The organism is Candidatus Microthrix subdominans (assembly GCA_016719385.1).
GTDB lineage: Bacteria > Actinomycetota > Acidimicrobiia > Acidimicrobiales > Microtrichaceae > Microthrix > Microthrix subdominans.
The window spans coordinates 125,586-139,825 of record JADJZA010000007.1; the positions used below are offsets into that span (position 1 = coordinate 125,586).

The 14,240-nt window shown below is 66.5% G+C and carries 11 protein-coding genes; 3 read left to right on the forward strand and 8 right to left on the reverse strand.

Going from position 1 to position 14,240, the window contains the following annotated elements; translation table 11 throughout:
* Positions 1-67: 67 nt before the first annotated feature.
* The 6 genes from IPN02_10745 to IPN02_10770 form a co-directional block, all read right to left on the reverse strand.
* A complete protein-coding gene (locus IPN02_10745) occupies positions 68-1,147 on the reverse strand; it encodes an acyl-CoA/acyl-ACP dehydrogenase (protein MBK9297285.1) in 1,080 nt (359 codons plus the stop codon).
* Positions 1,148-1,209: 62 nt separating this feature from the next.
* Positions 1,210-2,397, reverse strand: a complete 1,188-nt coding sequence (locus tag IPN02_10750) for an acyl-CoA dehydrogenase family protein (protein MBK9297286.1) — start codon at positions 2,395-2,397, stop codon at positions 1,210-1,212.
* Between the two features lie 81 nt (positions 2,398-2,478).
* Positions 2,479-3,297: a 3'-5' exonuclease gene (locus IPN02_10755; GenBank protein MBK9297287.1), complete on the reverse strand. Its 819-nt coding sequence runs from the start codon at positions 3,295-3,297 to the stop codon at positions 2,479-2,481.
* 357 nt (positions 3,298-3,654) lie between these two features.
* The gene (locus IPN02_10760) at positions 3,655-4,920 is read right to left on the reverse strand and encodes a magnesium transporter (protein ID MBK9297288.1); all 1,266 of its coding nucleotides are present in this window, start codon (positions 4,918-4,920) and stop codon (positions 3,655-3,657) included.
* Between the two features lie 99 nt (positions 4,921-5,019).
* On the reverse strand, positions 5,020-5,766 hold the full coding sequence (locus IPN02_10765) for a ParA family protein (protein MBK9297289.1): 747 nt from the start codon (positions 5,764-5,766) through the stop codon (positions 5,020-5,022).
* 257 nt (positions 5,767-6,023) lie between these two features.
* Positions 6,024-7,616: a sulfatase-like hydrolase/transferase gene (locus IPN02_10770; GenBank protein MBK9297290.1), complete on the reverse strand. Its 1,593-nt coding sequence runs from the start codon at positions 7,614-7,616 to the stop codon at positions 6,024-6,026.
* Positions 7,617-7,841: 225 nt separating this feature from the next.
* Here IPN02_10770 and IPN02_10775 point away from each other — a divergent pair, with 225 nt between their 5' ends.
* Positions 7,842-9,401, forward strand: a complete 1,560-nt coding sequence (locus IPN02_10775; protein MBK9297291.1) for a hypothetical protein — start codon at positions 7,842-7,844, stop codon at positions 9,399-9,401.
* On the opposite strand, the gene IPN02_10780 is transcribed toward IPN02_10775, so the two are convergent.
* Entirely contained in the window at positions 9,398-10,402 is a 1,005-nt protein-coding gene (locus IPN02_10780; protein ID MBK9297292.1) for a DMT family transporter, read from the reverse strand. The two genes, IPN02_10775 and IPN02_10780, sit on opposite strands and share 4 nt — an antisense overlap.
* A 2-nt stretch (positions 10,403-10,404) precedes the next feature.
* On the reverse strand, positions 10,405-12,174 hold the full coding sequence (argS, locus tag IPN02_10785) for an arginine--tRNA ligase (GenBank protein ID MBK9297293.1): 1,770 nt from the start codon (positions 12,172-12,174) through the stop codon (positions 10,405-10,407).
* A 105-nt stretch (positions 12,175-12,279) separates the two neighbouring features.
* On the opposite strand from argS, the gene IPN02_10790 reads away from it, so the two are divergent.
* Entirely contained in the window at positions 12,280-13,158 is an 879-nt protein-coding gene (locus tag IPN02_10790; protein ID MBK9297294.1) for an EamA family transporter, read from the forward strand.
* Positions 13,159-13,414: 256 nt separating this feature from the next.
* Positions 13,415-14,233: a class I SAM-dependent methyltransferase gene (locus IPN02_10795; GenBank protein MBK9297295.1), complete on the forward strand. Its 819-nt coding sequence runs from the start codon at positions 13,415-13,417 to the stop codon at positions 14,231-14,233.
* The last annotated feature ends 7 nt before the right edge of the window (positions 14,234-14,240 follow it).

A 14,240-nucleotide genomic window follows, 5' to 3' on the forward strand; every position in this document is an offset into this window, starting at 1 on the left:
TGCAGAGCGCTGTCTGACGGCACTCCGGGCTCCCCAGTTGGGAAGAGGTTGCGTAGTCGGGAGCGTCTCAGCCTGCGGGGGTGGGGGCGGTGAGCAGCTTCGCTTGGTGATCGGCCAACGAACCGCCGGTGAGCTCGAGAAGCCGTGCCCGGGTGACGTAACGGTGGGCGGGATGCTCCCAGGTGAAGCCGATCCCCCCGTGGTTCTGCACGTTCACTTCGGCGTTGGTGAGAGCGGCACGTGTAGCCATCACGCGAGCGGCTTCCACCTCGAATGCGCCGTCGGGTCCGCCAGCGTCGACGGTGAGTGCGGCCCATCGGGTTTGGGTGATGGCGGCCTCGGCTCGGGCCGCCATGTCGGCACAGCGGTGCTTCACCGCCTGGAACGAGCCGATCGGCTGTCCAAACTGCTCGCGTTCCTTGGCGTATTCAACCGACATCGCACAGGTGGCCTCGGCCAGGCCGGCCATCTGTGCGGACACCAACGTGGTCGCCCAACGGGCGGTGGCTCCCGACGGGTCGCTCGCACCTGGGATGACTGCGTTGGCTCGAACCCGTCGCAGCGGGGTCGACGGATCGAGCGGGGCGACGTCGGCGAGAACCTCGACGTCTTCACTCGAAATGAGGACGGCCTCGTCGCCCGAGACCACCACGATCCAAGCAGCGCCTTCGGCGTGCTGGACCAACAGGTCGGCGGTCGTTCGGTCGCCGATGACGGCGGGTGAACCCTCGGCGGACACCACCGGTTCGCCCCATGCCGCCCGGAGGGTGCCAGCCGCCAGATCGGCTGCGGCATCGAGCTGCGCTGCGGCGGCCAGACGGGAGGCAACGATCTGGGCGACGAAGGGGCCGGGCGCCACCTGGCGACCGAGTTCCTCCGCCAACAGCACCTCCTCAGCCAGCCCGTAACCCACGCCTCCGTCGGCCTCGGCGAGCCCGAGGCTGAACCAGCCCAGTTCCCCGAAACCGGCCCAGCGGGCGTCGTCGATGAGCGGATCGCCCCCACCGGGTCGCTCGCCGGACAACAACGTCTCCTGCGCTCCGATCACATCGAAACGGTCGCGGTCGTTGAGCGGAAAGGCGGCCTCGAGCGCGTTGTGCACGGTCGAGGCGATCTCGGCTTGTTCATCGGTGGGAAGCAGGTCCACTGGGGGTCCTCTCGAACAGTTCGTCGGGGTGCGTAGGGCTGGGGGCGGAGGAGGCCGGAGCCTCAGCGGGGTGGTCTGGGCAGGCCGAGCACCCGCTCGCCAACGATGTTGCGCTGGATATCGGTGGTGCCACCGCCGATCGTGTAGGCGAAGCTCTGCAGATATGGGCCCGTCCAGTTGCCGTCGCCGTCGATCGGGGTGAGGCCCAGCGCGTCGGTTCCGATGATCTCCATACCCAGCTGGTACACCCGCTGGTGGAGCTCGCCGTGGAACGCTCGAATCAGCGAACCCTCCGGCCCCGGCATGCCGGATCGCCGGGTGCGGCTGATGCCAGCGACCGTCATCGATCGCAGGGCAGCAACCTCGGCCCGAGCGGTGGCCAGACGACGAGCGATCTCGTCATCGTCGATGCGGGCCCGGCCGCGTGCGTCGCAGCGGTTGCGGGCTTCAACGATCAGCTCCTCGACGGTGGCGGCCAGCTCGATCTGGTCGGCCATGAAGGCGGTGCCCCGCTCGAAGCTCAGCGTGCTCATCGCTACCCGCCAGCCATCGTTGAGTTCACCGACCACGTTGGTCAGCGGGATGCGGACCTCGTCGTAAAACACCTCGGCGAAGTCGGTGTGGTGCGCCATCGTGTCGATCGGGCGTACCTCGATGCCGGGCGTGGACATGTCGCAGATCACCCACGAGATGCCCTTGTGCTTGGGGGCGGTCGGGTCGGTGCGCACCAGCAGTTCCTGGTAGTCGGCCACGTCGGCGTAGCTCGTCCAGATCTTCTGGCCGGTCACGACCAGCTCGTCGCCATCGACGACGCCTTTGGTCGAGAGGCTGGCCAGGTCGGAACCGGAGTTTGGCTCGGAGAAACCCTGGCACCACACCACCTCGCCGCGCAGGATCGGGGGCAGGTGCTCGGCCTTCTGCTCGTCGGAGCCCGACGCCATGATCGTCGGGCCGCCGTGGTTGTTGCCGACGAAGGTGCAGCTGTTGTTGAGCGTGAACGGGGGATCGGCCCGGGCGAACTCCGAGTACCAGATCATCTGCTCGATGTCGGAGAGACCCCGGCCACCGTAGGAGCTTGGCCAGTTGATGCCGGCCCATCCTCCCTCGTAGAGCGTGCGCTGCCAGGCGAGATCGAAGTCGCGCATCGGCTGCCCCATCGGTGGGCGCGCTTCGGTCGGGAGGTGCTCGCGCAACCAGGTGCGAGCCTGGTCCTGGAACTCTCGCTCCTCGGTCGTGAACTCCAGATCCATGGGGCCTCCCGGGCGGCGCCGGCGGAATTGGGCAACCGGCCGGCCGTGCTCGGGCGCAGGTTACCAAGAGCTGATCAATCGTCAGATTGCGGAGCGTCGACCGGCCGGGCGCGAGCTGCGGAGCGAGGCGAAGCGCGGCGCGCTGCCGTCCACGAGCGGTAGCTCGCTGGCTTGGGCGATGCCGGCCCGGTTGAGCAGAGGAGCGAGCAACTGGGCGGTGGCCACGGCGTCGTCGGCGGCCCGATGCGCCGTGCCGGGTTGAGGCGAACCCAGGGCCCGCGCCACCTCGGACAGACGAAGGGGGGCCATGCCCAAGCGGGATGCCAACTCCAGCGTGCACAGCGGTCGCAGGAGCGGGGCGGGGATGGGCCGCCCGGCCCGCCGGTACTCGCGAGACAGAAAGCGGGTGTCGAAGGGTGCGTTGTGCGCCACCAGCGTCCGGCCGCGCAGCGCGTTGCTGACCTCGTCGGCGACTGCGGAGAACGGCGGAGCGGTGGCCAGGTCGGCCTCGCTGATGTGGTGGATGTGCTCGGCCCCGTGTCGGCCGTCCTCGGGTCGGGTGCGCCAGGTGAAGGTGTCGGTCAGGGCGCCGAGTCCATCGGCATGGACAACCGCCAACTCGATCACCCGATCGAGGGTGTGGTCGAGCCCGGTGGTCTCGGTGTCGACGACGGCGAAGAGGATGGGGCGCCGCCGGCGGCCGGCCGGGCGTCGCAGCCAGATGATCGCGAGGGCGGCTGCTGCGAGGGCGGCTGCTGCGATGGCCGCTGCCGTCCCCGCCGCTCTGCTTTGCTTTGGCTCTGCCGCTTCGCCTGGTGCGGGCTCGGTGGCTGGAGTGTCGGGGCGGTTTGAGATTGTTCGTCGGCGGGACCAGCCAGCGACTACGGCGTTGCCCAGCATGGCGGCCAGCATCGTTGCTGCGGCGACCAGAGCGGTGCTGCGTGTCGCTCCCAGACGGTGATGGTGTCGGATCGGGTAGCTGGTTTTGGTCCCCACCCCACAGACCCTACGGATCGGTAGTGACGTCGAAGGTGAGATCGGCGCACAGTCGATCGGTGGCGCGGTGATCGAGGCTGAAGCGGATCGGACCGACCAGTGCGCCTCGGTTGGCGCTCAGGTGAAAATGCCGGAGAAGGGTCCGCCCCCACGACCAGCGGGTCGCCGCGATCGCCCCTCCCCCCCGGTCGCGTTGTGAGCAATGTTTCCCCCTTGGCGGCACCGTAACGAAGCACTCGTGCCGATGAAGGAGATTCGTTGTTACACGGTGGCGATCCAACCGAACGCGCTGAAGGCGACGACGAGCGCCACCACACCGATGAAGTCCATCGACGCAGTGACCGTCGGCGTTCCGTAGGTGTCCGGATCGACCTCGAGGCGCCACGCCGCGATCGTGCCGTAGTAGGCGAGCGCTGCCACCACGGCCAAGACGACGACGCCGGCGGTCAGCGTGCCGACGATCATGGGAACCAGGCCCGGACTGGCCTGGCCGGTGAGGCGCCCGAGCAGTTGGGCCCCGACGGCGTTGTAGAGAAAGACGGGGATGCCGATGGCGCAGATGGTGAGGATGTCGCGGCGGACCTCGGGTCCGGGTACCACGTCGGGATCGGCAAGGCCCAAGTGCAACTTGGTCGCCAACCGGGAGCTGAGGATGCCACCCAATGCTCCGGCGCTGGACACGAACGCCGGCGCCAGGATGAACAGGGTAGGCACCAGAGCGAACGCATCGAGCTGCTTGGTGACGACCACGCCGGCCATCGTCGACAGCGCCGCAGCCACGACGAGGATGGGGGCCGACTCCCGACACACCTGAGAGAGCACCGGCAGGCGGGAGCGCAGCGCGACGACGAACCACACCACCGACGCCACCGCCAGCACCCAGCCAATCGTTGTGGTGAGCACCCTCGGCCAGGCCAGGGCCAGGCTGGCCAGGTACAGCATGGGCACAGTGATGACATCGCCCAGCGTGGACACCGAGGGCGCAACCAGATTGTCGAGGTCCCAGTTGCGACGAACCCCCAGGACCGCCAGGCCAACGGTGGCGATCAGCACCAGCACGCTGGCGACGACGCCACCGACGATCGACACCATCGCCAGTTGTCCCAGGTTGATGTTGCCCTCCAACCCGAAGGCGCGCCCCACCACCGAGGCGATCACCGCCAATGCGAACGACAGCACCGACGACAGCGCCAGCGACGCGCTGACGTTCTGGCCCATCACCGTGCCGCCCCGCAGCGACACCGAGAAGGTGCCGGTGTGGATCGCCGTTGAGAGCCGGTTGCCCATGCCGCCCATGACGTTGCCGCGGAGGCCGATGGCGGCGGGCACCAGGGTGAGGAGGGTGGGGTAGCGCTGAAAGGTCCCCAACGCCGATGCCAGGATCAGACCAGCGACGAAGCTGGAGGTGGAGTTGAACCCCAGCGCCGTCAGGCTTTGGCGCGCCGCATCGCTGGTCGGCCCGATGAGGTCGACCAGGCGACGGCCGGCTGCCAGGGAGCGCCGGCGCAGCTGTCGGTGGGAGGACACGGGTCCGCCATCGTTGATCCTTTGCGTCGATGGTTCGCCTTGGAGACGGACGACCACCCAGTGTAGGCAGCTGGGAAAATCGGCCCAGCTGCCCGCCGGCTACACCAGGTCGAGCCGTTCGGCCACCTCGCCCCACAGGGTTCGGTACCGGCGGGAGGCGAGCGCGCCGGGGGAGGTGATGACGGTGGGGAGACGCTCGGCGCCCATCCGCTCGACGGCGGTGGAGTGCGGGATCGAGGTCGACACGAAGACCGGATCGGTCGCCCGGTACTCGGCGTGGAGGTGGCGCTGGGCCACTTTGCGCTCGTCGAGCAACGAGAAGAAGGCAGCCATCGGCACGTTGGTGGAGCGCTCGCCGACGAAGTGCTGCAGCTGGCCGAGGGTTCGTAACGCCAGCGGGGTGGGCTCCACCGGCACGAGCAGCAGGTCGGCCAGCTCGATCAGGTTCTCCATGACGACGGTGAGCCCCGGTGGGGTGTCGACGACGACCAGGTCGTAGGCGTCGGCCAGCCGGTCGACGGTTTTGGAGAGCACCCGGGCGGGGTGGCGCCTCTCCGACATGGCTATGTCGAGGCTGCGCAGCGTTTCGTCCGCCGGCAGCACGACTAGGCCGGGTACCCGGGTGTGGCGGGCCAGTCGAGTGACGTCCCGCCGGCCGCGAACCACGGTGCGCGCTGCGTTCATCTGCTCCGGGTCGACCCCGACCGACCAGGTGGCCCCCCCCTGCGGGTCGAGATCCCACAGCAGCGTGCGCAGGCCGGTGCCGGCCGCAAGGGCGGCCAGGTTGACCGCGGTCGAGGTCTTGCCTACCCCGCCCTTCATCGACGCCAACGCCAATATTTTCATCACGGTGACATTAGAGCCCGCCGTCAGCGCTCGCGACCCGAATCGCCTCAACACGTCAGGCGCCGAGCACCGACAGCCCAACCTGTCGTCGCTTGGCGAACGTCGAGGTTCAACGACAGCGCAGCCCGATGACGATCGAGATCCTCGCGCCGACGTTCATGTGACGACATTACCTGGTGAAAGTGGTCGCACCAATGGTGGGGGGAGGAGGGTGCCCGGTGCCGAAATCCTTGGGAAGGCCGGTGTGAATCGGCTGCTCAGCGGGCGAGCCGGTTGACCAGGAGGCCGCGAGTGTTGCGGAGTCGCCAAGCGAGCGTGTCTCGAGTGGCTGCCAGCAGCGCCGGGGCGGCGTCGGGGTCGTCGGCGCGGTCGACATGGCAGCCGGGATCCTCGATGAGGTGAAAGGCCAACGGGGGCAGGCGGGAGGCTCCGGAGAAGGTAACGGTGAGCCACTCGTCGTCTCGCCGGGCGACGAGCGAGCATTCCTGGAGGCCCAACCCCAACGCAATTTCGGGTATCCGGTGCTGCGGATCGCGGAAGTCCCATTCCCAGTAGGCGGCACGGCGCTGCGGCGTCTCCGGGTCGCCGAGAAGGTGTCCGAGCAGCGAGTGCCCGTCCAACTGCTCGCCGAGCTCTGTGGTGAGCGGGCCTTCCTTGGCTCCATCGGCCAGCGCCACGGCGTCGAGCACCGTGGGCAGCAGATCGACGTGGCCGGTGTAGGACTCGACGACCGTTCCGGCGGTCGGTGGCCCGCCTGCGCTCGCCTTCTGCGCCGCCGGCCAGCGCATGACCAGCGGCACGTGGAAGCTCTCCGGATACCAGCCCAGCTTGTGGCGCAGCCAGTGGTCTCCCAGCTGTTCCCCATGATCGGAGGTGAGGATCACCAGCGTGTCGTCGGCCTGGCCGTCGGCCTCGATGGCCCGCAGCAGCCGCCCGAACTGGTCGTCGACCTCCGCAACCATCGAGGCGTAGGTGGCGCGCCAACGGGAGTTGCCCCAGTCATCGGGCTCGGTCAGCTGCGGGATTGCGAGAAAAGCCGCCAACAGCGGGTGGAGCGCCGACTCGGCGGCGCGGTCGGCAAGGCGGTTGGGCGCTTCGACATCGGCCGGATCGACGTGGCCGAACCACTCCTCGGGCAGCACGAACGGTGGGTGGGGCTGCAGGTAGGTGACGTGGGCGAACCAGGGATGGCGGCGGCCCCGCACGTAGTCGATCGTCGCTGCGGTGAGGTGGGCGGCGGGCGAGAACTCGGCCGGGTAGGGGGCGGGATGATCGGCGAGCGCGGACGACGGCTCGGCCAGGCCTTCCACCCCGTAGGCCGACCACACGTCGGGGAACGGGTGCCCGCGCTCGGTCAACCACTCCAGCCAGGCGGTGGCGGCGGTGTCGACGTTGACGCCGACGTCGTCGCCGGTGGGAGCGCCCGCCCGGAAGCCCGGCATCGGCTGCTCCCAGCTGGTACGTCGGGGGTCGTTGGCGGTCAGCAGGCGGGGGTCGAGGGTGGTGTCGGTGTAGCCGAACAGCACCGGGTCGTAGCCGGCGTCGGTCATCAGGCGGGGGAGGGTCGCCAGCTCTGCGGTGAGCGGGGTGCCGTTGTTCACCACCCGGTGCCCCATCAGGTAGCGGCCGGTGAGCATCGAGGTGCGGCTGGGGCCGCAGGGTGCGGTCGCCGTGTGGTGCTTGGCAAAGGTCACTCCGCCGGCGGCCAGGGCATCGACGTTGGGGGTGATGGGCAGCGGGCACCCGAGCGCTCCCAGGTGGTCGGCGCGCCACTGGTCGAAGGTGACCAACAAGACGTTGGGTCGCTTCGGCCCGAGGAAGCGGCGATCGGACTGCGGGGGCGTCGGCACCGACTCACCCTAGGACCCTGGCTGTGCTCGCGACCCTGCGCCATCGCCACTCTGGACTCCGACTTCTCGCGGTGTCGGAGTCAACGACGACGTGTGGCCCAGGGTCCTGCGGGAGCGCAGCCCGCATCGGGGTGAAATCTGGTGCCGGGGGCAAAGTACCCTCGGGCGTCGAGCGAGGCCACGATCACCGTAGCGCCCACCCCCGGCCTATCCCGAGAGGTTCAGATGAAGCCCGACGGCTACGCGTTCAAGATGCAAAGGTCTCTTGACCTGTCGCTGAAGTCATACGGCCAGCAAATCGATCCTGACGGTCAGCAGCGCACTCTTGACCGCAGGGTCGAGTTAGCCATGTTGGGTCTGTTCGTTCTTGGATTTTGGCTGGTGGCGTCGAGGGTTCCTGCAAGTGGGGATGACTGGGCGTGGGGAACTGAACTCGGTACGGCACGATTGAGGACGGCGTTTGTTGACTATAACGGTAGGTATGTCGGGAATATCATTGTCTTAATCATGACCAGGTTGGGCTGGGTTACCCCGATTCTGGAAGCATTGGGGTTTGCGTTCATCATCGGCTTGATCTTAGATATCACGCACAGTAGGACGATGTTGGGGTACGTCACGCTGATCTCGTTGGTCTTCCTCATGCCGGCACGACTCTGGAGTGAGTCGGCAGTCTGGGTTTCAGGGTACGCCAACTACGCCGTCGCAACGTTGGTGATGCTTCTATTTCTGCGATTCGCGTTGCGAGAGTTGGTGCAATGCGCCAACGAGCAGCAGAACCCGGCCTTGTTGGGTGTGATTTTTGGTCTCTCTGTCGCCGCTCAACTCATCGTCGAGCATGTCACGATCTACCTGCTGGTGGCGTCACTGGCAGCGCTACTTGTAGCCCGCAGCAATCAGCAGGGTGTGAATAGGCGCCTGGCCTCCAGTGCCCTGGGGCTGACGGTCGGGGCCGTGATCATGTTCTCGAATTCATCGTACCGGCTTGCGGCAACTGGTGACTCCTACAAAAAGGTGGCGTCGCAGGACGGGTCATTCATCTCCTCGTCTGCAGCGGCGCTGCGGAATCAGATCGCTACCAATGGTTTGGTTTCGAACACTGCGGTCATCTTCACAATCACAACGCTGATTGCGATCACGGCTGTGATCAGGCTGTCACGAGACGCTCGTTCCGCGAGCGCCAAGCTCTTGCTGGTCGTGCCAGTTGTAGTTGGTACTGCTGGGGCCCTGATTGCGGCAACGAGGATGACCAGTCAGCCCTTGGAGAGTGGCTCCAACAAGACGGTACTCGCGATGGTGGTCATTCTTGGCTTCATGTTGTGGTCGAGTTCGCTTCTGGCTGAGCCGGGTGACCGTATGATGATCGTCATATCCGTCATATCGCTAGTTGTACTGTTCGCGCCCCTCTTGCTTGTGAGTCCGATCGGGGCTCGGAACTTTCTGCCGACGTATGTCTTGTTGTTGGTCGTCGTGAGTACGCTGCTGTCCAACCTCCGTGCGGTCTGCGATGCTCGTCTGTTGGTTGCATGGAAGGTGCTGGCAATTTCGGCGGGTGTCGTTGCATGGTTGAATTTGTTCACTATATATAGTGAAATAAATCGTGTCGCAGATGAGCGTCTAGCATCAGTTCGCTCTCAGATCGAGGATGGGAAACTGGACGTGACCATGGAACGACTGCCAAACGGTATGTGGATTCAGTATCCCGATCCGTTGGCTGAGCCTTGGGTCACCCGGTTTAAACGATATTACGATCTACCTCCCGAGGTTTCTATTTCTCTCACGGGCTAGGTTCGGTGGTTTAGAGCACGGTCCGGGTCCACCCGGCCGACCACCCGCCGAAGCAGAGCCGGTTGGCGAGCGTTGTACGCCGTCACCGCTGCCAGGGCGGCGAGGGTGATGGCGATCCCGGTCACCTGAACCGTCACGACCGACTGACCGAGAAAGAGGGCGGCCAGAGCGGTGGAGATCACCGGCATGGCCAGCGTCAGCAGGCTGGTGGCAGTCAGCGTTGTGTGGCGATGTGCCCAGTTCATGATGACGTGCCCGCTGCCGGGCACCGCCACGATCAGCGCCACCCAGCCCAGGCCCGACCACGAGATCGCCCGGTCGGCGTCCAGCCCGACGATCGCGATCACCGGCGTCAGCATCACGCCGCCGATCAGGTTGATCCACACCAGGTAGGCGTTGTTGTCGATATGGCGTCGGGCCGACTTGGAGCCGATGAAGTAGCCCGCCCAGCAGATGAGCGCACCGATTGCCCACAGGTTGCCGGTCAGGCTGGCGGCGCGGTCGGTGCCGGCTCCGAGCACCACCATCACCACCCCGACGATCGCCACAGTGCCCAACGCGAGGTGGGTGCGGGTGACACGTTCACCGAAGAACAGTGCGGCGGCGGCGAGCACCCCGATCGGCTGGAGCGCCGAGATGGTGACGGCGATCGCCACGCTGGTGTACTGCAGCGCCAGGTAGAAGGTGATCAGGTCGGCACCAAAGAAGAACCCGCCCATCAGCACGGTTCGAAACTGCTCGCGACGCAGGCGGACGCCCCTGGCCAACATGACGGCGGCGTAGACGGCGAAGGCCAGCCACAGCCGGAGGAACGCCAGGCTGAGCCCGTCGATGGGCACGGCCGCCACCAAGACGTTGCCGCCGCCCCACAGCGACACCGCCAGCACGGCTGCGCTGAGCCCGGTGGGGGTTGGCTCCGCATCGTGACCGGCGCCCTCGTCGGCCGAGCTGCCGGCGGCCGTCCGGCACGCGTCGCCGTCGGGCAAAACCGGGTCGGCCACCGCTACATCCGCTGGGGTGCGTCGATGCCCAGCAGGCCGAGGCCGCGCTCCATGACCCGCTCGGTGCCGATCGCCAATGACAATCGGTTGCGCCGCTGCGCATCGCTCGGCGCCTTGAGAATGGGCGCTGCCTCGTAGAATCGGGTGAAGGCCTGGGCCAACTCGAAGAGGTAGGTGCACAGACGGTGCGGTTGGGCCGACCGGGCGGTGTCGTCGACGACGCGGCCGAAGGCGACCAACGCCAGCGCCAACGCCCGCTCGGCATGGTCGGCCACTTCGATCACCTCGGGCATGGCTGTGCCGTCTTCGCCGGGCACCGGCACGCCCTCGGTCCGGGCCTTGCGCAGAATCGAGCGCACCCGCGCCACCACGTACTGCAGGTACGGGGCCGTGTTGCCCTCAAAGGCAAGCATGCGGTCGAAGCTGAAGACATAGTCCCTGGTTCGGTCGGAGCTGAGGTCGGCGTACTTGATCGCCCCGATGCCGACCGCTCGAGCCACCTCGGCGCGTTCGGCGTCGTCCAAGTCGGGGTTCTTGTCCTCGATGATCGCTGCTGCCCGGTCGACCGCCTCGTCCAGCAGGTCGGACAGCTTCAGCGATGCTCCGGATCGGGACTTCATCAGCTTGTTGTCCTCGCCCAATACCGAGCCGAACCCCACGTGGTCCGCCTCGGTGGCGTCGGTCAGCCATCCGGCCGCCCTGGCGACCGCAAACACCATCGCCAGGTGCTCGGTCTGGGTCGTTCCGACGACGTAGAGGAGACGATCGGCCTCGAGTTGTTCGATCCGGTAGCGGATGGCGGCCAGGTCGGTGGTGGCGTAGCCGTAACCCCCCTCGCCCTTCTGCACGATCAGCGGCAGGGGCTCGCCCTCACGGTTGGTGAACCCATCGGGAAAAACGCAGCGGGCGCCGTCGGAGGTCACCAGCAGTCCGGCCGCATCGAGATCGGTGATCACGTCGGCGAGAAGGTCGTTGTAGATCGACTCGCCGGCGAGGTCGTCGACCGTGAGGCGCACGCCGAGGCGGTCGTAGACCGACTGGAAGTACTCGGCGGACAGGTCGACCAGGATCTGCCACAGCCGCAGGGTCTCGGAGTCGCCCGCCTGGAGCGCCACCACCCGCGCCCTGGCCCGGTCGGCGAACGCCTCGGAGCCGTCGAAGGACACCCGGGCCTGGCGGTAGAACTCGTTGAGATCCCCGAGGGCGAGTTCGGCGATCGCACCTTCCTCGCCCAGGTCGATCAGGTGCTCGATCAACATGCCGAAGGGGGTGCCCCAGTCGCCGACGTGGTTCTGGCGGATCACCGTGTCGCCCCGGGCCTCGAGGATGCGCACCAGTGCATCGCCGATCACGGTCGAGCGAAGGTGGCCGACGTGCATCTCCTTGGCGACGTTGGGGGCCGAGTAATCGATGACGACCCGCTGGGGCGACTCGGCGGGTGTCACACCCTGGTTTCCAGTGTCCTGGGCGCCATTGCCCACCACCTCGGCCGCCGAGCGGCCGAGGAACGTGTCGTAGAGGGTGAGGTTGAGGAAGCCCGGCCCGGCGATCTCGGCCGTGGCCACACCATCGAGATCGACCGCGTCGAGCACCCGCTGGGCCAACTCTCGGGGGTTGGTGCCGAGACGCTTGGCCAGCCCCATGATGCCGTTGGCCTGAAAGTCGGCCCGATCGGAGGGACGGACCACCGGGTCTGCTCCGGCCGCCTCGGGCGCCGCCGCCGTCATGGCGTCGGTCAGGCGTTGGGTGAGCACCTTGACGGGGTCGATCATGGGCGTGATGGTCCGTCGCAACAGACCTCGCGGTCAAGGTGAATCCCTCGTCGCAGGCCGAGGTCACGATGTTTGCAACGGCGTCCCCCGTTAGGTTCCCGGCCCGTGTCGATCGTTCTCGCGCTGCTGTCCGCCGCTTCCTACGGCGTCGCCGACTTTCTGGGCGGCACCGCCAGCCGGCGTCTGCATGCCCTGGTCGTCACGCTGATCGCGATGGTCAGCGGGTCCGTCGTCATCGTTGTCGTCTGCCTTGCGGTTGGCGGGGTGCTCACCGGGCGTGATGTGGCCTGGTCGGCGGCGGCCGGTGTGGCCGGAGCCCTGGCGCTGGCGACGTTCTATTCCGCGCTGGCCAAGGGGCCGATGGGGGTGGTCGCGCCCCTCTCGGCGGTCACATCAGCCGTCGTGCCGGTGCTGGTTGGGCTGGCGTTGGGCGAGCGGCCCAGCACCGTCTCGACGGTGGGTGTCGTCCTTGCCCTGCCGGCCATCGCCCTGGTGGCCCGCGAACGACGCTTGCCCGGCGAACCCAAGCGGGTGGCTCCCTCCACGGTCATGCGTGCGCTGGCGGCCGGCATCGGGTTTGGCGGCTACCTGGTGCTGCTCAGCCGCACCAGCGCTGCGTCGGAGCTGTGGCCGGTCCTCGTTGGCCGAGGCGCGTCGATCGCAGTGCTCGTTGCCTTGGCGGCCACATTCGGCGTGCTGCGCCGATCCGGCCCGAGCACCGAGGAGGTCGACGGGGGCGAACACGGAGTGGCCAAGAGCGTGAGGCTGGCTGCGACCGGAGGGATCTTCGACGCCGGTGGCAACGTCTTCTACCTGCTGGCGGTTCGGGCGGATCTTTTGGCGGTGGTCGCAGCCCTCCAGGCGCTCTATCCGGCTGCCACCGTCGCTCTTGCGGGTGCGGTCGATGGCGAACGGCCCCAACGCGTCCAGGCGATCGGGATGGTGATGGCGGTGCTCGCTGTTGCACTGGTCAGCGTCGGCTGAGCGGGCAGAGCCTGGTCGGACCGGCCGTGAGGTTCTGCGGGTTGGTTTTGTACCCGCCGATCCTCCGCACAGCCCTCTTTCGTCCGTCCAGGGGACCACCGCTCGGCGGGTCGTCGGGGCTAACGTCCCAAGTGCTCCTCCCCGAAATCCGTGACCGATCGTGGCGCAGATTCCGGTTGAGGGGCTGACCGCCCCGACACTCCAGCCGTTTCGCAACCGCTGAGCGCTACCAGACGAGGTTTTTATGAAGTCGACCGTGAAACGACTGGTGAGCCGATCTGCCAGGTTTCTGACCAACGAAATCGCCGACGAGCTTGAGAGACGAGCGGCGCAACGACCACTCGCGACTGCCTTTCCCCGGACGAAGATCGACATCCCTGACGCTGTGGCACAACTCGGATCCGCCCAGTCCCGGGTTCAGCTCCATCAGCTGATGTCATGGAATCACCGCTGGGTGGCGATGCTGGCAGAGAGAAATCGACGAACCGCCGTCTCGAGCTATGACTTCATCGAAGAAGTGATGCCGAACGCTCGGTTCAGTATCAACCAGTTTGATGTCATTCGTGACAAACAAGATGAAATCATGCAACTCGACGGTCATATTTTAGACCTCGGGGTCTATCGAGGCGTCAGCACCAAGGCGCTCGCTCGTATCTTTCCATCCAAGATTATCCATGGATTCGATTCGTTTGAAGGTCTGCCTGAAGACTGGGGACACCAGGGTAAAGGCGCGTTCGGTGAGGTCAAAGGGATGCTCCCGGATATGCCTGTTAACGTAAAACTCTACAAAGGGTGGTTTGACGATACCTTGCCGGATTGGTATTCGGCTCACAACGGTACGCCGATCTCCTTGCTGCGGGTGGACTGCGACCTGTATTCATCTACTCGTACAATCCTCAACGTGTTGCGTCCATTGATTCGCTCGGGCACGTGGATCGTTTTTGATGAGTACATCGGGTATCGAACCTGGGAGGAGCACGAGTACAAGGCGTTCATGGAGTTTGTGGACGAGACCGGCTTTGAGTTCGAATACGTGGCCTATGGGTTGACCTACACGATTCTGAGGTTGCTGTAGAACGCCT

Excerpts from the sequence above, each read along its gene's own strand:
- IPN02_10750 (MBK9297286.1), bottom strand. The coding sequence starts at position 2,397 with ATGGATCTGGAGTTCACGACCGAGGAGCGAGAGTTCCAGGACCAGGCT.
- IPN02_10755 (MBK9297287.1), bottom strand. The coding sequence starts at position 3,297 with ATGCTGGGCAACGCCGTAGTCGCTGGCTGGTCCCGCCGACGAACAATC.
- IPN02_10765 (MBK9297289.1), bottom strand. The coding sequence starts at position 5,766 with ATGAAAATATTGGCGTTGGCGTCGATGAAGGGCGGGGTAGGCAAGACC.
- IPN02_10775 (MBK9297291.1), top strand. The coding sequence starts at position 7,842 with ATGAAGCCCGACGGCTACGCGTTCAAGATGCAAAGGTCTCTTGACCTG.
- argS (MBK9297293.1), bottom strand. The coding sequence starts at position 12,174 with ATGATCGACCCCGTCAAGGTGCTCACCCAACGCCTGACCGACGCCATG.